General features: G+C 35.8%; 18 protein-coding genes. 6 read left to right on the top strand and 12 right to left on the bottom strand.

The annotated features are described in order from the left end of the window. Nucleotides 1–38: 38 nt before the first annotated feature. Together porZ and recO are read left to right on the top strand one after the other, a co-directional pair. Nucleotides 39–2,318, top strand: a complete 2,280-nt coding sequence (gene porZ, locus F0460_RS10190) for a type IX secretion system anionic LPS delivery protein PorZ (protein WP_150012859.1) — start codon at nt 39–41, stop codon at nt 2,316–2,318. Further along, nucleotides 2,318–3,028, top strand: coding sequence for a DNA repair protein RecO (gene recO, locus F0460_RS10185; RefSeq protein WP_150012857.1), 711 nt, complete (start codon nt 2,318–2,320; stop codon nt 3,026–3,028). The genes porZ and recO overlap by 1 nt, the downstream gene beginning before the upstream one ends. Before the next feature lies 1 nt (nt 3,029). On the opposite strand, the gene F0460_RS10180 is transcribed toward recO, so the two are convergent. The 10 genes from F0460_RS10180 to F0460_RS10135 form a co-directional block, all read right to left on the bottom strand. After that, nucleotides 3,030–3,431 carry a DUF4279 domain-containing protein gene (locus F0460_RS10180; RefSeq protein ID WP_150012855.1) on the bottom strand — a complete coding sequence of 134 codons (402 nt, stop codon included), beginning with the start codon at nt 3,429–3,431 and terminating at the stop codon, nt 3,030–3,032. 22 nt (nt 3,432–3,453) lie between these two features. Next, a complete protein-coding gene (locus F0460_RS10175; protein WP_150012853.1) occupies nt 3,454–4,752 on the bottom strand; it encodes an NAD-dependent succinate-semialdehyde dehydrogenase in 1,299 nt (432 codons plus the stop codon). A gap of 58 nt (nt 4,753–4,810) precedes the next feature. Then, nucleotides 4,811–5,569 carry a tetratricopeptide repeat protein gene (locus F0460_RS10170; protein WP_150012851.1) on the bottom strand — a complete coding sequence of 253 codons (759 nt, stop codon included), beginning with the start codon at nt 5,567–5,569 and terminating at the stop codon, nt 4,811–4,813. A 1-nt stretch (nt 5,570) separates the two neighbouring features. Further along, a complete protein-coding gene (locus F0460_RS10165) occupies nt 5,571–7,403 on the bottom strand; it encodes a BatD family protein (protein WP_150012849.1) in 1,833 nt (610 codons plus the stop codon). A gap of 4 nt (nt 7,404–7,407) precedes the next feature. Next, on the bottom strand, nt 7,408–8,214 hold the full coding sequence (locus F0460_RS10160) for a tetratricopeptide repeat protein (RefSeq protein WP_150012847.1): 807 nt from the start codon (nt 8,212–8,214) through the stop codon (nt 7,408–7,410). A gap of 1 nt (nt 8,215) precedes the next feature. After that, nucleotides 8,216–9,250 carry a VWA domain-containing protein gene (locus tag F0460_RS10155; RefSeq protein ID WP_150012845.1) on the bottom strand — a complete coding sequence of 345 codons (1,035 nt, stop codon included), beginning with the start codon at nt 9,248–9,250 and terminating at the stop codon, nt 8,216–8,218. 1 nt (nt 9,251) lies between these two features. After that, entirely contained in the window at nt 9,252–10,253 is a 1,002-nt protein-coding gene (locus tag F0460_RS10150; RefSeq protein WP_150012843.1) for a vWA domain-containing protein, read from the bottom strand. Beyond that, nucleotides 10,246–11,895, bottom strand: coding sequence for a BatD family protein (locus F0460_RS10145; protein WP_150012841.1), 1,650 nt, complete (start codon nt 11,893–11,895; stop codon nt 10,246–10,248). Before F0460_RS10145 ends, F0460_RS10150 begins: the two co-directional genes overlap by 8 nt. After that, complete coding sequence (locus tag F0460_RS10140) at nt 11,849–12,712, bottom strand: DUF58 domain-containing protein (protein ID WP_150012839.1); 864 nt, start codon at nt 12,710–12,712, stop codon at nt 11,849–11,851. The genes F0460_RS10145 and F0460_RS10140 overlap by 47 nt, the downstream gene beginning before the upstream one ends. Nucleotides 12,713–12,786: 74 nt before the next feature. Then, nucleotides 12,787–13,791 carry an AAA family ATPase gene (locus F0460_RS10135; protein WP_150012837.1) on the bottom strand — a complete coding sequence of 335 codons (1,005 nt, stop codon included), beginning with the start codon at nt 13,789–13,791 and terminating at the stop codon, nt 12,787–12,789. Between the two features lie 153 nt (nt 13,792–13,944). Here F0460_RS10135 and F0460_RS10130 point away from each other — a divergent pair, with 153 nt between their 5' ends. The 3 genes from F0460_RS10130 to F0460_RS10120 are packed head-to-tail and all read left to right on the top strand — an operon-like array spanning nt 13,945 to nt 16,410. Next, the gene (locus tag F0460_RS10130; protein ID WP_150012835.1) at nt 13,945–15,090 is read left to right on the top strand and encodes a DUF5929 domain-containing protein; all 1,146 of its coding nucleotides are present in this window, start codon (nt 13,945–13,947) and stop codon (nt 15,088–15,090) included. Continuing rightward, the gene (locus F0460_RS10125; protein WP_150012833.1) at nt 15,083–15,811 is read left to right on the top strand and encodes a metallophosphoesterase family protein; all 729 of its coding nucleotides are present in this window, start codon (nt 15,083–15,085) and stop codon (nt 15,809–15,811) included. Before F0460_RS10130 ends, F0460_RS10125 begins: the two co-directional genes overlap by 8 nt. 38 nt (nt 15,812–15,849) lie before the next feature. Then, nucleotides 15,850–16,410 (top strand): DUF3575 domain-containing protein, encoded by a 561-nt coding sequence (locus tag F0460_RS10120; RefSeq protein ID WP_150012831.1) that lies wholly within the window; start codon nt 15,850–15,852, stop codon nt 16,408–16,410. A 133-nt stretch (nt 16,411–16,543) separates the two neighbouring features. Here F0460_RS10120 and F0460_RS10115 read toward each other — a convergent pair whose 3' ends face one another. Beyond that, the gene (locus tag F0460_RS10115; protein ID WP_150012829.1) at nt 16,544–18,595 is read right to left on the bottom strand and encodes a M13 family metallopeptidase; all 2,052 of its coding nucleotides are present in this window, start codon (nt 18,593–18,595) and stop codon (nt 16,544–16,546) included. Nucleotides 18,596–18,668: 73 nt separating this feature from the next. Continuing rightward, nucleotides 18,669–20,720, bottom strand: coding sequence for a M13 family metallopeptidase (locus tag F0460_RS10110; RefSeq protein ID WP_150012827.1), 2,052 nt, complete (start codon nt 20,718–20,720; stop codon nt 18,669–18,671). Between the two features lie 121 nt (nt 20,721–20,841). Here F0460_RS10110 and F0460_RS10105 point away from each other — a divergent pair, with 121 nt between their 5' ends. After that, nucleotides 20,842–21,540 carry an SCO family protein gene (locus F0460_RS10105; protein WP_150012825.1) on the top strand — a complete coding sequence of 233 codons (699 nt, stop codon included), beginning with the start codon at nt 20,842–20,844 and terminating at the stop codon, nt 21,538–21,540. The last annotated feature ends 49 nt before the right edge of the window (nt 21,541–21,589 follow it).

Below are 21,589 nucleotides of genomic sequence, written 5' to 3'. Positions count from 1 at the left end.
TATAAAAAAAACGTTTCAATCTTTGAAATCAAGTCCGTATGAAATTCTATTATCAATTATTTTTCTTTTTAGTATCGTTTGTTTCAGTAGCACAAACAAGCCAGTTGTGGAAAGGTTACTATTCGTATCAGGAAACAAAAGCCATTGAAAAAGACGATCAAAACATATACGTTGCAACAGATAACAGCGTTTTTGCCTATAACGAGTATAGTAAAGAAACCGAGATTTTTAATACCGTTAGTGGCTTAAAAATCAATGGAATTAATGCTCTTGGTTATGCCAAAGATTATAAAAAGTTAGTTATAGGAAGCAACAATGGTAAAGTAGCGATTATTGACTTGGCTGCGGATAAAATTTATCATTTAAACGATATTTTTTCTAAAACCAACATTCCAGACAATCAAAAGAAAATCAATAAAATAGTTATTCATGCCGGTTTTGCCTATCTGGCTACGGGTTACGGTATAACAACGGTTCGGTTAAACGACAATCATTTTGGCGATACCTTTTATGTAGCAGTTGGTGGCGAAATGGCGAACGTAAAAACAATGGCTATTTTTAATAATCAGGTGTATGCTGCGGTTGAAAACGAAGGAATTAAAAAAGCATCGATCAACAGTAATTTGATCGATTATAACAATTGGCAGGTTATTGATTTTGGTAATTGGATTGAATTGGCAACTTTTTCAAACAAATTAATCGGTGTTAAGGACGATTTATCTTTAAATACGATCTCTGCAACAAATCAGATTGATAATGTAGGTGATGTTTGGGGTGGTTTTTTAAAATTTAGTATTTCGGGCGATGTTTTAATTGAAATTACTAGAGAAGCGGCTCGTTTACGAGCTACAGATTTATCGGTTTACAACGATTTTATCTACTCATTTGATGAAAAAGGTGGTGTAAGTGATGCTACATTTTCTAACGGAAATTATTATTTGGCATCCAATAAAAACGGTGGTTTAAAAGTGCCTTTAGAAAATAAAGAAAATATCGAAGTTATTTCACCAAGCGGTCCGTTAAGTAACAATATCTCGTCGGCAGTTATAAACAAAAAAGATTTATGGTTAACTTTTGGAGGGTATGGAGTTGCTATGGATCCTTATCAGCCAAATGGGTTAACAAAATATGGTATTAGTACCTACAAAAATATGCAGTCGTGGCAACATATTTCAAATCAAGAATTAAACGGATTACAATCAACAGTAAATATCAGTTTCAATCCTCAAAAACCCAACTTCGCGTATTTAAGTACTTTTAACGACGGATTGGGAATTTTCGATCTAAACCAAAAGGAACTGGCTGTTTACGACGATACAAATACTGATGTTTTTACACCTATTATCCCAACCGACTTACGTATTTATGGAGTAGCTTTTGACAGAAACGGAACAGGTTGGATGACAAATACGGCAGGTGCAGATCCCGCTTTGATTTCTATAAATACAAACATTCAGTTTAATAAATACATATCAAATATTCTTGAAAGCAATAATACTGAAAGTGATGCGTATTTACTGCCAGTGATCGATAAAAACAATACCAAATGGTTTGCCAGCCGTTTAAGTGGTTTGTTTGCTTTTAACGAAACACGCAACAATAAGGCAATGAAAATTGGCACAAATAATGGTTTGCCTAGTGTAGGTGTACGATCTATTGCAATAGATTATAAAAATGCATTGTGGATTGGTACAGCAAAAGGACTAAGAGTTATTAGAAACATAGATCAATTTTTAACCAGCACGCAGTTAACAGCAACTAATATCATTATTGAAGAAGAAGGCAAGGCGCAGGAATTGTTCTATGAACAGGAAATTTTAAATATTACGATTGATGGATCGAACAATAAATGGGTTTCTATAGCAGAATCAGGAGTGTTTTTAATTTCTGACAGAGATGAAACTATTTATAATTTTACAACATCTAATTCTCCTCTGCCAAGTAACGATGTTACTGCTGTAACTATCGATGGATCTACTGGAGAGGTGTATTTTGTAACACGTGAAGGTATGGTGTCTTTTAAAAACTTTGCAACAACACCTACAGCAGATTTAGACAATATTAAAGTGTATCCAAACCCTGTGAAGCCTGGTTTTTCGGGAGATGTAAAAATCAGCGGATTGGTTAGCGATGCTACTGTAAAAATTACCGATATCGCAGGAAATCTGGTTCACGAAACCAAATCGTTAGGTGGAACGGTAACTTGGAACACGCTTTCTTTTTCTGGAACGAAAGTGCCATCTGGTGTATATATGATCTTTATTACATCGGCAGACGGCGAATTAGACGCAGTTAAAAAAGTGATGATTATTCGTTAATGCAGATTAAAACCGAAGCTATTGTTTTAAGTGCCTTGCGTTATCAGGAAAAAAGTCTGATTGTTAAATGTTTTACGCAACATTTCGGCTTGAAAACCTATTTTGTACGCAATGCTTTTTCGGCAAAAAACAAAGGATTAAACAGCGCGTATTTTCAACCGTTGAATCAGTTGTCTATTGATGCGACACATAAAAATAAAGGTTCGTTAGAGTATATTAACGAACTGAAGCTGTCTTATCCGTATCAGACTATTTCGTTGGAATTTTACAAAAACAGCGTCAGCATTTTTATTGCTGAAGTTTTAAGTCACAGCATAAAAGAAGAACAGCCAAACAGTGATTTGTTTCTGTTTTTAAAAACCACTTTGGTTTGGTTCGATGAACATTCTTTTTCGCCCGATTTTCATTTGTGGATTTTAATAAACCTTACTAAATATTTGGGTTTTTATCCTGATGATTCCGATAAAAATTCGATATATTTCAATCCGCACGAAGGTAGTTTTACCATGCATTATACTCCAAACTGTTTTAATGATGAAGAAACAGCTTTATTCCGAAAATTGTTCGATCTTTCTGTAAACGAAAAGCAAACACAGTTAACCTATATTCAACGAAGGACACTTTTAAAACTGTTGCTGGCTTATTATGAAATACATATTCTAGGATTTAAACAGGTTAAGTCAATAGAAATTTTGTCAGAACTTTTTTAAATTACTTAGCTAAACTATTGTATATATCACAATCAATCTCTGTGTTAATATTGTTTAGAAAATTTAATATATTAAGGTTGAAATGTAATGCAGGATTATCTGTTCCTAGATAAATTACAATTTGTATGGAAAACTGAAATTCAGGATAAAAGTTCTGTAAATTGATAAATTCTTTCCGACGATCTATTAATTTAGAAATTAATTTTTCGATCTCTAAAGAGTAATCAGCATTTATCAATTTTCCTGACGAATATATCCAACTTGTACACTTTGGAATAATTCCTTTTACAAACATTTTATCAAATGTTGTAGGTTTTATTGATAAATATTGATTAAAAATGTCAATATCAATATCAGGATTTTCAGTTTTTATAACAAAATAAATTTCTCCTTCTGTCTTCATTTTAGTTAAATTTCATTTTAATCTATTTCACAACAACCGTTTGAATATTCGCAAATTCATACAAAGCAAAATGTGACAATTCTCGTCCGTAACCGGAATTTTTAATACCGCCAAAAGGCAAATGTGGATCCGATACAATCATTTCGTTAATGAACAAAGCACCTTCATCAAACAAATGTAAATAAGTATCTAATTGTTGCGGATCATTAGTAAAAATACTTGCACCCAATCCAAAGTTTGATTTGTTGCTTAATTCAATCGCTTCGTCAATGGTTTTAAAAGGCATGATTGCAGCCAACGGACCAAAAGTTTCCTCGGCAAAAATAGGCATATCAACCGTAACATTTGTAACCAAAGTAGGTTCAAAAAATGCTCCGTTATGTTTACCGCCCGCAATGATTGTTGCACCTTTTGCTACACTTTTTTCCAATTGATGTTCTAATTCTATCGCTAAATCTTCTCGCGCCATCGCTCCGAAAGTAACCGTTTCATCGTATTTATCGCCTAGAATCAAAGTGTTTAATTTCTGTTTGAACAAATCTATAAACTGTGCATACACATCCTCCTGAATCAGAAATCGTTTCGATGCAATACAGCTTTGTCCGGCATTCTGCATGCGTGCGCTAACTGCTTTTTCGGCAGCGTAGTTTAAATCGGCATCATTCAAAACAATAAACGCATTGCTTCCACCTAATTCTAATACACATTTTTTAAGATGTTTTCCTGCCGTTTCTGCAACCGATCTTCCTGCGTTTTCGCTTCCTGTTAATGAAACCGCTTTAATAATTGGATTAGCAATTACATTGGCAACTTCGCTGCTTTTTATAGAAAGATCTTTGTAAATTGGGAAATCAATGGTATCAACATTAAAAACATCTTCCAATGCTTTGGCACTTAAAGGTACGTTGCTTGCGTGTTTCACCACAAATACGTTTCCGGTAAGTAAACTTGGAATTACAAAACGAAACACCTGCCAAAAAGGAAAATTCCAAGGCATAACACCCAATAATACACCCAACGGACGAAACGTAATATAACTTTTACTCCAACCAGTTTTTACTTCCTGATTTTCTAAAAACTTTGCTGCATTTTCTATGTAATAATCGCACAAGTAAGCACATTTCTCCACCTCGGCAATTGCTAGTTTTATTGGCTTGTTCATGTCGGTTGTAATTGCGTCTGCATAATCGCGTTTGTTTTGAAGCAACTTTTCTTTGATATCTTTTAAAACCGAAATTCGGTCATCCAGAGAAAAATCGCGCCATTTTAAAAAACTCGATTGCATAGTTTCTATAATTACGGAGGTGCTGTCTTGTGCCATAGAAATTTGTTTTTATAAAGTTATTAAATAAAAATGGTAAGCCGAAACTTACCAAAATTTAATACTGTAACACATTTTTTTTATCAACCCAGCCAATGGTATCGTTTTGCAGCTGAATTTTTATCCATTGATTGGTTTCTTCCTGTATAAATCCTTTTTCGCCTTCGTTCAACGTCGCGGTTATTTTAGCAACTGATCTTGGCTCGTTCATTAGCGAAACATCGCTATCTTTTACAATCACATAATTGTTCATCAACAAATAATCGGACTGGTTTTTAGATATAAAATAACTTCCGATACTAATTACCAACGTAAAAATACTCAACGTAAAAAGCGCTTTCTTAGCAGTTGCATTACTATTTAAACGATAAATCACAAGAACAATAACCGTTAAAAACATACTAGCAATTGCCAGGTAAGCCCACGCATTTGGTTTTAGAAAATTAAAAACGCTGTACAACATTTGCTGTTGCGGAATTGGCAAATTACCTTTTGTAACTTTGGTTTTAAGCTTTTCGGCAAAATTCAGGTTGATGCGTGCAGGCTCATAATCTGGTTGCAATTTCAACGCTTTTTCCAAATGATAAATACTTAAACTCGTATTCTGCAAACGTAAATAAGCGGTTCCTAAATTGTAATGCAACGTAGCGTTTAAAGAATCTGTCTTAACTAATTTTTCAAAAACTTGTGTCGATGCTGCGTAATCTTTCTCGTTAAAAGCGTTTATTCCTTTGGTAAAAAGCGCATCGTTATTTTCTTGAGCTTGTAAACCCAACGAAAAGCAAAAACTTAAAAAAAGTATCAGTAACTGTTTCATATTACTTTTTTATTTGTTTATCGATTGAATTGATCAACTGGACCGCCAAATCGTAATCGTTCTGCATGGTTTGAATATCCATTTGAGCGTATCGAGCCATTTCACACGTTGTTTTTATCGATATAAATGTAGAAATATCCTCACTGTTAATCTGGTTGTTCTGCAACAGTTCGGTAATGGTATCGTTACTCATTTCGGTAGTTTCAATTTTTAACTTCGCCTTTAAATAGTTGTGAAGGCATCGTTCCAACGCTTCGTAAAACGCTTCTTTGTTTCCGATTTGCGTTTTAGCTGCCGAAAGGTATTTTTTAGCTAGTTTGTTACTTGCTTTAAGTTTATTTCCGCTAACATCTCCTGCTTTTTTGTCGGATGCATTTTTAGCCAAAAATACAATTGGCAACAGTAATAAAGGCGCTAACCACCATGCATAAAACGATTTGTTCTGTGTAATGAAATTCCCGTTAAACCATTCAATGTTCTTATTCAGCGGCTGCATTTGCATTTTATCGCTAACCACTTCGGCTTTATTGTTCATAGAAGCGTTCGTAGGCAATTCCGGACCATCGGTCACTTCAATCGTTATAGGTTGCGACGTGATGGTTTTATAGGTTTTTGAAGCGGTATCAAAATACGAAAAAGTAATCGGTTCAATAGTATATGTACCTTTATACTGCGGAACAATTACATATTTTTCGGCTTTTGAACCTTCCATTCCTGCCGATATACTTTTATTTACACGGTTGATTTTTTCAGGATCGTACAATTCCAAAGCAGTTGGCGCAACCGGTTTTGGCAAGGTTAATAAATCTAAATTTCCTTTTCCTTGAACGGTTAAAATCAACTCTAAAGGTTCGTTTGCTTTTACCGATGTTTTGTTTGCCTGAACATTAAACTGATACGATCCCACTGCGCCAGTATAGCCCGCAGGTTGACTATCGAGCGGTAATTGTTTTATCTGAATTGTTTTTGTACCCGATGAATATACTTTTTTACGGATTCCTATTTCGGGCATTCCAAAAACATCCGCACGACCTGTATAGTATTGTTCGTCTAATTCTAGCTCTAAAGGATCAATTTTCAGAGTTCCGTCTTTTTGTGGTAGTAAAACAGCTTTTTGCAAGGCAAGGTAGCGGTAGCTTTTTCCGTTTAATGTTGCTCTTGTTACATTTTGCTGTTTTTGTTCGATCATGTGATTCCAAAAGTTCTGGTACTTCGGCATATTTTTCACCGCCATAGTATTAAATCCAGCCTGATCGCTTACATATAAACCATATTCAATGGTAACAGGTTCGTTAACATAGGCACTGGTTTTTGATACTTTTGCAACCAAATGAATGCCTTGCCCCATGTTTTTAGGAAGTTGTTGTTGTTGGCGTTGTCTACGCAACAATTCCTCTTCCATCTCGTCGAAAATAGCAAAAGGATCACGACGACGTTGCTGCTGACGCGGTTGTTCCTGAACAGCATCGCCAACTTTTATGGTAACTTGTTGCGATTTGTACTGCTTACCTTCAAACGTAGCCGAAGCCGATCCAATAACCAGATTTCCTTTCTTTTTAGGTTGAACAAAAAACGAAAAGCTTTTCTCCATACTTGTTTTTCCGTTTACCCAACTGTGGCTAACAGATTGCATAGGTCCGCCAACAACTTCAAATCCTTCAAACGAAGGTCGTTTAAAATCGTCGCCGTCATCGGTCATTGTAAAGCGAACTTCCAATACCTGATTAATTCCAATAGACTGACTGCTAACCTGGGTTTTAAGCTGAAACTGTGCCCAAGTAGCTACGCTTGTAAATAAAGCTAAAAACATATATATGAAATGTTTTGCGTACATAGTTTTACCAATCTTTTTGTGTTGGTGACGATACCGGTTTGCCTTTTTGTTCACGACCCTGAATACGTTCGCGAACGCCTTGTTCGTGATTGTCTAACGCTTTTAACATGTTTTCCATTTGCTGTTTAGACTGATTTTGTTTTTGTTGCTGCGGATTTGGTTTAGGCTGTTCTTTGTCTTTTTTATCTTTATCGCCTTGTCCGTCTTTATCTTGTTGATCTTTTTTATCCTGATCGCCTTTATCGTCTTTTTTATCTTTATTTTGATCGTTCTTGTCTTTCTGATCCTTGTTTTGATCGTCTTTTTTGTCCTGATCTTTTTTGTCTTTGTTTTGATCCTGATTTTTCTTGTTGTCTTTATTATCATTATTCTGATCAGGATTTTCTTTCTGCATTTTTTTTGCTAACGCATAATTGTAACGCGTTTTATTATCGTTCGGATTGTTTCGCAACGCATTTTTGTAAGCTTCAACGGCACTTCCGTAATCTTTCAATTTCATAAAAGCATTGCCCATGTTATGAAAAATCTGATGTTTTTCTTCTTTTGTTTTTGCTGATTTTATTGCAGTTTGATACGCCGAAACTGCTTCGTTCATAGACTGCATTTTGTAAATACTGTTTGCCTTGTTGTATTGTGCAGCAGTATTCTGTTTTTCTTTAGCCGATGCTTTGCGGTAGGTTTGCTCTGCTTTGGTGTAATTTTTCACACTAAAACTCTGGTTACCGTTCGCTAATTCCGATTTATATGATTGTGCCTGAACAGCATTCAGCATAACTAGTTGTACTAATATGATATACCAAAAGTGTTTCATGTTATTTCTCGTTAAATAAATTAATTTTCTTTGCCCATGCAGTGCGGCGTTCCAACACCAAACTATCAATAATCAATAGCAATAAAGCCAAACCGACAAACCATTGAAACTGCGATTGAAAATCGGCAATTTGCTGTGATTCAAAATCGGTTTTTTCTATTTTTTGTAATGTTTGATCTACCAATTGCAACACCTCATCAGTTTTACTTCCGTAAATAAAAACGCCGCCAGTACTTTTTGCAATCTCCTTTAAAGTAGCATCGTTTAATTTGGTAACAACGGTAGATCCGTCGGTATCCTTCTTATAATCAATTGTTCTGCCGTTTTGTTTGATAGGAATTTGTCCGCCATCTGGTGTTCCAACTCCAACGGTAATAATCTTAATGCCTTTATCCTTCGCCATTGCAATAGCATCGCTGATTCCTTCGCCGTGATCTTCTCCATCAGAAATCAAAATCATTACTTTACTGGTTTTTGGATCATCAAAATAATTGCTTCCAACTTCAATAGCTTCACGCAGTGCAGTTCCCATACTAGAAACCATATCGGTGTGCATATCCTGAATATACATTTTTGCCATGCTGTAATCGGTAGTAATTGGCAACATTGGGAAAGCCGATCCCGCATAACCTACAATTCCAATACGATCAGATGCCAGATTATTGATGATTTGCGATGCCAGTTGTTTTGATTTTCCCAAACGCGATGGCGCAATGTCTTCTGCCAGCATACTTTTAGAAACATCTATTGCAAACACAATATCAACACCTTGGCGCTTTACGGTTTCTATTCTTGTTCCGAATTTTGGATTTACCAATGTAATAATCAAAGCAAAAACCGTTACAGCCAGCAAAACCATTTTTATAAGCGGTTTGCTAGTGGTTGATGCTTCTGGAGCCAGACGTTTTAAATAATTACCAGAACCAAATTCGGCAATTTTCTTTTTTTTCCAAACGGTATTCCATAGGTAAACTGCTATTAATATTGGAATTAATAGTAGTAAATAGAAATAAAAAGGTGTATCTAATCCCCACATTTTACACGAATCCTTTAAATAATGTTTTTCTCGAAATAAATTCAACCAATAATAAAACCAATGCTAAAAGCACTAACGAACGAAATAATTCGGTACGTTGGACAAACTTTTGCTCATCGATTTTTGTTTTTTCCAGCTGATTAATTTCATCATAAATATTTTCTAATCGTTTGGTATCTGTTGCACGGAAATATTTACCGCCTGTTTTTTGAGCGATGATTTTCATCAGATTTTCATCAATTTCTACTTTCATGCGTTTGTATTCCAGTTCGCCGTTAGGTTTGACTGATACAGGTGTCTCTGCCATGCCGTTGGTACCAATACCAATTGTGTAAACTTTAATTTTAAACTCTTTGGCAATATCGGCAGCCATTTGCGGATCGATCAATCCGGAATTGTTCACACCATCGGTCATTAAAATAACCACTTTGCTTTTAGCCTTGCTGTCTTTTAAACGGTTAACCGCTGTTGCCAAACCAACGCCAATACCTGTTCCGTCTTGAATAATTCGGTCATATTTTATGTCAGCCAACTGATTCAACAACATGTTTTTATCGCTTGTTACAGGTGCTTTGGTGTATGCTTCGGCAGCATAAACTACAATTCCCAAACGGTCATCGGTACGTTCTTTAATAAAATCGGCAGCTACACTTTTTAAGGCTTCCAAACGATTTGGTTTTAAATCGCGTGAAAGCATCGAACCAGAAACGTCGGTAGCTAAAACAATATCAACTCCGTTTGTAATTTTAGATTTTGTGCTTTTATCAACCGTTTGTGGTCTAGCCAACGCTACAATTAACGCAGCGAATGCTATGGCACGCAATACAAAAAGCAATGGGTACATTTTTGTTAATAAGGTTTTACTGTTTTTAAAACCTTGTATGCTGCTTATTTTTACAGGAACTTTCTCGTTTTTTCTGTTAACGTACCAATACCAGCCCAATGGCAGTAAAAGTAATAACAACCAAAAAAACTGCGGATTTAAAAAGGTTATATTACTCATTTGGATTTGCTACATTTAATTGAATGGATTCAATAATTCGTTGATCTATTTTTGCTCCGTATTCATCACCTTCTTTATACAACACACTTACTTCTTGAATACCGTTTTGTTGAATAAAAACGTACATATCGTACTGCATTTTTATTGCTTCGCCCGATACAAAATTCTGCGCAACCAATGTTCCTGTGCCTCTAATTCCGCGAACACCGTTTTGGGTGAATTCTTCGGCATTGTAGGTAACATCTTTAGCACCGTATTGTTTTGCTGTTAGATCGAGTTTGTACTTCAGCATTTGATCTAAATTAATAGAATCGTTTGTTTGCGTTGCGGTTGTACCAACTGCGATTATCAATTGAGTTTTAAGGTTTGAATAGGCAAAAACGCTGGTTTGCGATTGCTGTTTTTCTTTGTCGGATTGTGGCATTTGAACACGCGTTAACGCTTCGGGCGTGCTTAAGATAACTGCCGGAAAACCATAATCAGACGTTACCCATTCACGTTCGTACAAGCTTTTGTTCGATGCAAAAATGCTCCATTCGTACCCCGAACGAACTGCCTGAACTATGTACACAATACAAGTAGCGAAAAGCAACAATGTTGTTACACCGATTGGTATCCACAAACGCATTTGCTGACGTTTCTTGAAACGACGTTCACGCAGTTTTACACGTTCGGACTGTTCTTCTGAAAAACGAGGAATGGCTTTATCAATAGAAACCGAAATAACTTCTGATGCTCTTCGATCTTGTTCGATCTCGTTCATCATTGGTTCCGATTTTGCAAATTTTACAAGATCGGCAGTTTGCAAAACGCGTTTTAAATCGTTAATCGATTCTTTGCTTAACTGTAATTTTTTAGATTGTATCGTTTGAAAAAGCATCTGAATAACTTCTGATGTAGTTGATTCCTTTGCCGGAATTTCAAAAACTTCTTCAATGTAATCCCTGATAACATCGGTCATTTCAGAATAATACGATTTTACATCACCGTTTAAAACCAATCGTTTAGAATCTAACAACTGTAATTTTTTGGTTACTCTTTCTAACGGAGTTTTGTATAAATCTTCTTCGGTTAAATTCTTATTCTGTATGCGTTTTATTATAAAATAGGCTGCCAAACCGGCTAAAAAGCAAAGTGCAATAGCAACCAGATATTTCCATAATTTATCGGTATCGGTTTCGCCGCCAATTTGTGCTTTAATATCGTGCATTGGCTGTTTCAACGTATCAACCGTAACATTGTTCACTTTTATGTTGAACAAATTGGTTTGATGATTTTTCCCGTCGATATAAACCGATAAACGCGGAACTACATAATCACCTTCATCAAACTGGGTTAAGGTGTATTTTTTGATCAGTTCCATGCGTTTTCCGTCTAAAACAGTATCGGTTTTAGATTGTTCTAACACTTCAAACGGACCAATATTCTGCTGGTTTGGAAAAACAACTTTGCTGCCTTCGTTAGCGGTTGCTTTAACGGTTAGGTTAAACGCCGAACCTATTTTTATTTGAGTTGAATCTACCGCCGATGTTACCTGAGCAAAACTTGCCAAAGTACATAAACTTAAAAATAACGCAACTACTAATTTGTTCATATTATCGTGCTTTAAAGTAAGCCAATAGTTTTTTAACGTAGCTGTCATCGGTAGCTGTTTTAATAACTCCGGCGCCGCTGCGTGTAAATGTTGTTGTAAAATAATCTTCTAATTCCTGGTAATGTTCGCGGTAGGCTTTGCGTACGTTGGCATCGCTTGTGTTTACGTATTGTGCTTCGTTTGTTTCGGCATCTTGCATTAAAACGTAACCAACATTGTTTAAATCTTGTTCGCGTTTATCGTACACTTTTATGCCGGTAACATCGTGGCGTTTGGCTGCAATGCGCAAAATACGATCGTAATCTTTCGTCATGAAATCAGACAGTACAAAAACAATTGCCTTCTTTTTCATTACTTTAGAAAGATACTCAAACGCCTGCCCAATATTGGTTTGATTGCTTTTTGGCTGAAAATTGATCAGTTCGCGAATGATTCTTAAAATATGCGATTTTCCTTTTTTAGGCGGAATAAACAGTTCGATCTGATCTGAAAATAAAATCAGACCAATTTTATCGTTGTTTGTAGTTGCCGAAAAAGCCAGTGTTGCGGCAATTTCTGTAACAATATCGCGTTTAAAATCGTTTGTAGAACCAAAATCCTGCGATCCGCTTACATCAATCATCAACATTAACGTTAACTCGCGTTCTTCTTCAAAAACCTTTACATAAGGTTCGCTGTAGCGCGCAGTAACATTCCAATCGATTGCACGAATATCGTCTCCGTACTGATACTGGCGAACTTCGGCAAACGACATTCCTTTTCCTTTGAAAGAGGTATGGTATTCGCCCGAAAAAATATGATCGCTTAACCTACGGGTTTTTATTTCGATTTTTCGAACCTTTTGTAAAATATCTTTTGTTTCCATTTTTTTGTTTAAGGTTTAAAGTTTTCTTTGTTTCAGGTTGCTGTAACTTGAAACATTAAACTTGAAACAAAATTTTATGGCACTTCAATTTCGTTAACAATCTTGTTTATGATGTCTACGCTGGTTACGTTATCGGCCTCGGCTTCGTAAGTAATTCCGATTCTGTGACGCAGTACATCTAAAACAACCGCACGTACATCTTCTGGAATTACATAACCACGACGGCGAATAAACGCATAACATTTTGCTGCCACAGCTAAATTGATAGATCCACGAGGCGATGCACCGTAGCTTATGTAAGGTTTTAAACTTTCTAGTTTGAATTGTTCCGGATAACGTGTTGCAAAGATGATATCTAAAATATATTTTTCGATTTTTTCATCCATATAAACCTCTTTCACGGTTTGTTGTGCACGAAGAATCTGTTCAATAGAAACCACAGAATTAATAGTTGGAACGGTTCCTGCTAAATTTTGACGGATTACCAAACGTTCTTCTTCTAACTTTGGATAATCAATCACTGTTTTAAGCATAAAACGGTCCATTTGTGCTTCCGGTAACGGATACGTTCCTTCTTGTTCCACAGGGTTTTGCGTAGCCATTACCAAAAATGGTTTTTGCAGTTTATGTGTAGTATCGCCAATGGTAACTTGTTTTTCCTGCATAGCCTCTAACAACGCCGACTGCACTTTTGCAGGGGCACGGTTAATTTCATCGGCTAAAATAAAATTAGCAAAAACAGGTCCTTTTTTAATACTAAAATCGTTAACCTTTACGTTATAAATCATAGTACCAACCACATCGGCAGGTAATAAATCGGGTGTAAACTGTATGCGGCTAAAAGATCCGTCCACAGCTTTTGCAAGTGTATTAATGGCTAATGTTTTAGCCAAACCTGGTACACCTTCCAGTAAAATATGCCCTTGCCCAAGCAAACCAATCAGTAGGCGATCAATCATGTGTTTTTGCCCCACAATTGCTTTGTTCATTTCGGCAGTAAGCAAATCAATAAATGCACTTTCACGTTCTATTTTATCGTTAATAGATCGAATGTCAGTCGTGGATGTTGTTGCTTCCATTATATTGTTTTCTCTATGTATTAATTTTCCTTACAAATTGATTAAAATTTATTTGCTTAACTTGTTAACAAATGGTTAAAATACACATTTGTATATTTGTTTTAAGTATGTATTATCATTTTCTTTTTATAATTTTAAGATAAATCTTTAATTGTGATAAACAAACGCCTTTTAATAAAGAATTTACTGGCTCACCATACCGAAAATAGCTTCTTTGATAAAAAGCAGCAGCTAAACTTACATACTTTAGAAGGAAAAGCCAAATTTTTAAAACATGTTTGTTCTTTATCTAATTCAAATCCTTACAATCAGTCTTTTATTTTGGTGGGAATTGAAGACGAGAAAAATACCATAATGGGTATTGATTTTTACGACGACAGTCATATTCAAAACCTATTGAACGCTTATTTGGAAAATCCGCCGCAGATTCAGTACGAGAACGTTATTTTTCCGCATTTGGAAAACGGAATGGTGGTTGGCTTGGTTACCATTTATCCCAAAAAAGGTAAATGTTACTTTAAAAAACGGATTTATACCGTAGACGAAGGTGCATCGTTTTCACGAATTGGCAGTATATCACATCCGGAATATCTATCGGTAAAAATTAACAACAGTGAAATTGTCGACAGTATTTTAAAGGCATCGGTTACCAATTTGCAGAGTACTATTGACAGTGTGCTACATTTTGTTACAAAAAAGCATCCTGACATGAAGCCGAAATATCATGTTTTTAAAGAATATTTTACGCTTTGTTGGGCAGGTATCGAAAAAGTAAAAAAAGGCGAAGTTTATTTATCTCGGGTTGATATCGAGCTGATCAACGAACAGGTTAAAATATTTTATTCGGCACTCGATGAGGTTTCGATCACTTATAACGAAAACGAATTTATAATTACCGAATACGTGAAAATAGGTTTCCGTAAAAATAACCGATACATTCCGTTCAGCATGCAGAAAATTATCTTTAGCGATTCTATGACGTATCAAATTACATCGGAAATTATTTTTGAAACGCCCGAAATAGACAAGCGCCACCTATATCATCTGTACAATTACTACACGCTTATTTTAAACAAACTTTTGCAACACAAACGCCTGGGCTTAACAGAACAAAACGATCTGCAAAACCTTTGTTATTCGCTTATGTTATGTTATCTTCACGGTTTCAAGAAAGCCAAAGAAGTACTTATTAATCATAAAGAGGTCTTTAAAAATTACAAACAACCTTTTTTATACACCTCTTTTAAAGAAGTAATGCGCATTCTTCGAAAATTAAAATACGAAACACAAAATGAGTAATACATTTGTAATTGGCGATATTCACGGAGGCTTAAAAGCATTGCAACAGGTTATAAACCGTGCAAATGTAACCACCAATGACAAGCTGATTTTTTTAGGCGATTATGTTGATGGATGGAGCGAAACACCTGCTGTTTTAGATTTTTTGATTGATTTATCTACAACCTATTCCTGTGTTTTTATGCAGGGAAATCACGAAGAAATGCTTATAAAATGGTTGAAGAAGGAAGACGATAACGAACTTTGGCGTTTTCATGGTGGCGAAGCTACGGTACAGGCATATCAGAATATTCCGCTGAAAACAATAGAAAGACATATTTCTTTTCTTGAAAAGCTGAACGAATATTATATCGATAACAAAAACCGACTGTTTGTACATGCCGGTTTTACACATTTAAAAGGCGTTGCTTTTGAATATTTTCGCGGAATGCTGTGGTGGGACAGAACTCTGTGGGAAACCGCCATGGCTGTAGACGGCAATTTAAGTGCAGACAGTGTACGCTATCCGCAACGTTTAAAACTGTACAAAGAAATCTATGTTGGGCACACGCCGGTTATACGTTTTGGAGCATCGGCACCCATGAATTTCGCAAATGTTTGGAATGTTGATACAGGTGCAGCTTTTACCGGAAAACTATCCATTTTAAATGTTGATACCAAGGAATATTGGCAAAGTGATTCGCTGCCCGATTTATATCCTGCCGAAAAAGGAAGAAATTAACTACAAAAATATTTATATTTGTCAAAAATATCATGATTATGAAAAGATTACTTTTAGCAGTTTGCGCTTTAGTGGGCACAGCAAACGCGCAGTCACAGGCTTTAAACGAAGTAGAATTAAACATTTTTAACACAATTGTAAATCAGTCGGTTGAAATTGGTTATGAGCATTTTATAGATCAAGACCAATCTGTTGGTGTAGATTTATTAATTAACGATCGTTTTTCTTACTACGGACAAAACAAAAAAGAAGGGAAATTTAAGCAGTTCAATACCAATGCAATTGCCGTAAACTACAGCTTTTATTTTGGTGGTAAAGAAGGCGAACATGCATCGGGCTTTTACGCACAACCGTTCTTAAAATACCGTTTTGGTGATTACGAACACGATGTAGAAATCGCTAAAAGTGTTTACCAAAGACAAACAGTAGATATGAATGCATTTATTCTTGGAGTAGGAGCAGGATACAAATTAGTTAAAAACGACGCCTTTACAGTTTCACCTTTCGTTAATATCGGTAGAAACTTTAGTCAAGAAGTTTCTGATGAATTTATGGGAGTTGAATTAAATGCAGGTATTAATATTGGTTACCGTTTTTAATTAAAAGAACATTATAAAATAAAAAAAGCTGTTTCAATTTGAAACAGTTTTTTTTATTTAAAACTCTATGTTTACCTCTGCCAAAGTTTTAAACTTTGGCAGAGGTTTTTAAATGTTCTATTTTAGTGATAACTTACCAAATTTTCACTCGGTTTTCCGGTTTAATGTACAACTTGTTTTCTGGTGTAACATTAAAAGCTTCGTACCAAGCATCTAAATTTTGTAAAGGCACATACGAACGGTAAATTCCTGGTGCATGTGGATCAGTTTTAACCTGATTTTTTACATATTCGTCACGAGATTTTGTTCTCCAAACGGTTGCCCACGAAATAAAGAAACGTTGTTCCGGAGTATATCCATCGATTTTTTCTTGTGGATTTTTCTTCAAGAAAATCTGTAAACCATCGTAAGCAGCAGTAATTCCACCTAAATCACCAATGTTTTCTCCTAAAGTAAAATCTCCATCAACATAAATACCGCTGAAAGGCTGTAATGCACTGTATTGTGCTGCCAAGCTTTTTCCTAATTTGGTAAACTGCGTTAAATCGCTTGGTTGCCACCAGTCAACTAAATTACCATCGGCATTGTATCGTGCACCAGAATCATCAAAACCATGCGAAATTTCGTGACCAATTACAGCTCCAATTCCACCATAATTTACAGCTTCGTCTGCTTTGTAATCATAGAAAGGCGGTTGTAAAATCGCTGCCGGGAAAACAATTTCGTTATAAGCCGGGTTATAGTAAGCATTTACCATTTGTGGCGGCATACCCCATTTGGTTTTATCAACAGGTTTTCCGTATTCGTCAAAATTCTTTTTAATGTTCCATTGTGTAATGGCTTTCATATTGTTGTAATAAGTTCCTTTTTCAGTTGGACTTTTCACAGTAAGTTTTGAATAATCTTCCCATTTGTCCGGATATCCGATTTTGATACTCAATTTCGCTAATTTATCTAATGCACCCTGACGCGTTGCCGGAGCCATCCAAGGAAGATTTTTAATACGGTTTTCGTATGCCTTAACCACATTTTCGATCATTTCCTGTGCTTTTTCTTTCGCTTCAGCCGGGAATTTTTTATCTACATATAATTTTCCTAAAGCTTCACCTAACGAACTATTTACAATGTTCACACCACGTTCTTCGATTGGTTTTTGCTTTTGCGCACCCGATAAAACTTTGCTGAAAAACTCCCAGTTTGCTCTTTCTAATTCTGGCGACAACATAGAAGCAGAACCGTTGATCACATTCCATGTTAAGTAAGCTTTTAAATCTTCGATAGGTGTTGTTTTAAGTAATTCGTTCATTTTAGCCAATGCTTTAGGCTGTGAAACCACTACAGAATCGATATTTTTTAAACCGGTTTTATCAAAATAAGCTGTCCAATTAATGTTTGAAGCAATACTTTGCAGTTTGGTAACAGGCATTGGGTTGTAGGTTTTACGATCGTCACGTAGTTCTACTTTTGTTAATTCTGCTTCAGATATTTTAGTTTCAAAAGACAAAACTTTCGCTGCTTTAGCTGTAGCATCTGCTTCATTATTGCCTATCGCTTTAAGCATTCGGGCAACGTGCTTTTCATATTTCTTGCGAATTTCTGTTGTTTCGGCATCTTTCAAAAGATAATAATCGCGTTCGCCTAATCCGGTTGAAGTTCCGTAAACATAAACTACATTTTTGTTTGAATTCAATGCATCAGCACTTACATACGTGCCGAATAATCCTGTTCCACCTTCAAAAATAGTAGCTTGAATCAAGGCATTTACATCATCAATGGTTTTAATGGCTGCAACTCTAGCTAAATCAGCTTCGATAGGTTTAATACTTAAATTGGCACGCGAAACCGTATCTAAATAGGTTTTATAAAGATTTACCGCTTTACCTTCATCAGAGCTCGATTTTAAATCTTTGTTATTGGCAGCTTCTTTCAGCATGTTCAAAACATCTAAATCGGTGTTTTTAGCCAGTTCGTCAAAACTACCCCAAGTTGATTTATCTGCAGGAATTTCGGTTTTATCGAACCACTTACCATTTACAAAACGGTAAAAATCATCGCCCGGTTTAACGGTAGTATCCATATACTGTAAAGCGATACCGTGTGTTTGGTTGTCTGTATCTGGCTTATCTTTTTTACAAGACGCCAATGCCAAAACAGCCACCAAACTTAGTTGCGTTATTTTTTTCATTAGTACAAAAAGTTAATTTTTTAAAATTAGTATAAAAAAACTGCAATTGTTACATTGCAGTTTAAGAATTGTTTTACCAGATTTTTACTCGGTTCTCTGGTGAAACGTATAATTTATCACCTGGTTTAATGTCGAAAGCTTTATACCAAGAATCAACATTTTGCAACGGCACATACGAACGATACATTCCCGGAGCATGTGGATCAGTCTTTACCTGATTTTTAATGGCTTCATCGCGCATTTTTGTTCTCCAGATGGTTCCCCATGAAATAAAGAAACGTTGTTCAGGCGTGTATCCGTCGATCAATCCCGGACGACCTTTATCTTTTAAATACAACTGTAATCCGTCATAAGCTGCGTTCACTCCACCTAAATCGCCAATATTTTCGCCTAAAGTAAATTTACCATCAACAAATGTATTTGGAAGCGGTTCTAAAGACGAATATTGATTTGCCAAAGCTCCACCTAATCCTGTAAACTGTTTTAAATCGTCTTCTGTCCACCAATTCACCAAGTTACCGTCGGCATTGTATCGAGAACCAGAATCATCGAATCCATGCGAAATTTCGTGACCAATTACCGCACCAATTCCACCAAAATTTACCGCCATATCGGCTTTATAATCGTAAAAAGGTGGTTGTAAAATAGCAGCAGGGAACACAATTTCGTTGTTTGTTGGGTTAAAATACGCGTTTACCGTTTGTGGCGACATACCCCATTTGGTTTTATCTACCGGTTTGCCATATTCTTCAATGTTTTTTGCAAAGCCCCAACGTGCTACGTTTTTCATGTTTTCGTAATACGTTCCTCCGTTTTCTGGTGATTTAATTTCAACTTTTGAATAATCTTCCCATTTGTCAGGATATCCAATTTTTACGGTTGATTTACGCAATTTTTCGATAGCTCCCTGACGAGTTGCAGGTGTCATCCAAGGTAAATTGTTGATACGGTTTTCAAATGCCAAGAAAACATAATCGATCATTTCTTTTGCTTTTGCTTTCGCCTCTGGCGGAAACTTCTTCTCCACATACAGTTTACCTAAAGCTTCACCAACCGTTCCGTTTACAACTTGCAACGCACGCTCTTCAATTGGACGTTGTGCAATGGCTCCGGTTAAGGTTTTGCTGTAAAAATCGAAGTTCGCTTCATCAATAGCTGTAGTTAAAACGCCGGTGTTTTTGTTGATCAACATCCAACGTAAATACGCCTTCAATTCATCGGCACTTGCAGTTTTAAAAATATTTTCTAATGTTTCCATGTATTTTGGCATAGAAACCACTACTTGATCCACATTTTTTAATCCGGCTGCCGTTAGATAATTGTTCCAGTTTACAGATGGAGTTAGCTTGTGCAATTCGGCAACCGACATTGGATTGTAGGTTTTTCTACGATCGCGACGTTCCACACGGTCTAAACGTGCTTCAGCCATTTTGGTTTCTAAAGCAACAACCTGTGCTGCCTGTTTTTTTGCCGACGCTTCATCAATGCCTAAAAACTGCAACATACGGGCAACGTGTACTTCGTATTTCTGCTTTTTATCTTGCGAGTCTGCATCTTTAGAAACATAATAATCACGGTCTGGTAAACCAATGCTTCCTGGAGAAACGTAAATGGTATTTTTGTTAGAATCCATAGCATCAGCACCTACGTACAATCCAAAAAATCCTAAACTACCTTCGGGCATTTTCTCTTTTAATAAAGAAACAACGTCGTTCGCATTTTTAATTTTGTTGATTTGATCTAACGTAGATTGAATAGGTTTAATACCTAATTTGTTACGCGTATCAAGATCTAAATAGGTTTTAAAAACATTAACCGCTTTCATTTGATCCGATTTTGGATCTAACTTTTTATTGTTAACTGCTTCTTTTAAAATGGTCAACGCATCAATATCGGTATTCTGACGCAGTTCGTCAAAACTTCCCCAACGCGTTCTATCGGCAGGGATTTCGGTTTTATCAAACCATTCGCCATTTACATATCTAAAGAAATCATCGCCCGGCTTCACGTTTTTATCCATGTATTCCAAGTTGATTCCGTGACTTTCTGCAGATTTATCCTGTGCATTTACCGATGAAAAAATCATTAGCAAGGTTACAGGTAAAAACATAAATTTTTTATTCATTTTTAATAGATTAGGTATATACTTACAAAAATAAAAACTAAACGTAATTAAAAGACTGTTTTATAACTTATTTAACCCTTTTTAGCTGAAACGTTTTGTAATTTTGCACAAAATTTAAGTAATGAAAGATCTTTTTTATCGTTACCGCTACTTGTTTCTTACCATTGGTGTATTGTCGGTTATTATTTTATCGCTGTTTTACAATGCTTTGAAACCCGAAAAACAATTGCCTATTTACACACCTGCAATGGTAAATCCGGAGTTGGTTGACAGTTTGGTTCAGCACGAAAACAATAAAATGAAGCACAAGATTGCCGATTTTTCTTTTCAAAATCAAAACAATAAAACCATTACCCAGAAAGATTACGAAAACGTGATTTATGTTGCCGATTTCTTTTTTACAACCTGCCCAACTATTTGCCCAATTATGACCGATAATATGGTGTGGCTGCAAGATAAAATTAAAGATATGCCTAATGTAAAGCTATTGTCATTTTCTGTTACGCCTGATATTGATACACCCGAAGTTTTGCGAAAATATGCCGATAAAAAAGGAGTGATTGATGCCAAGTGGAATATGGTTACAGGCGATAAAAAGGATATTTATTATTTGGCAAGAAAATCGTTTTTGGCTGTAAAAACCGAAACCACAGGCGAATTGTACGATATGGTTCACACAGAAAATTTTATCTTGGTTGATAAAAACGGACGCATTCGCGGATTTTACGACGGAACCAATTTAGATCAAGACAAAGGCGATGATACCAAAAACATGATACAACTTTTAGAAGACATTAAATGGTTGAATAGCAAAAGTTAAAATATTTATAAAACAGATCAAAAAAAGAAGGGAAATTCAAATTAAATTC

It is taken from the genome of Paenimyroides baculatum (assembly GCF_008629655.1).
GTDB classification, from domain to species: domain Bacteria; phylum Bacteroidota; class Bacteroidia; order Flavobacteriales; family Flavobacteriaceae; genus Flavobacterium; species Flavobacterium baculatum.
This window is presented reverse-complemented; position numbering and strand designations above follow the sequence as displayed.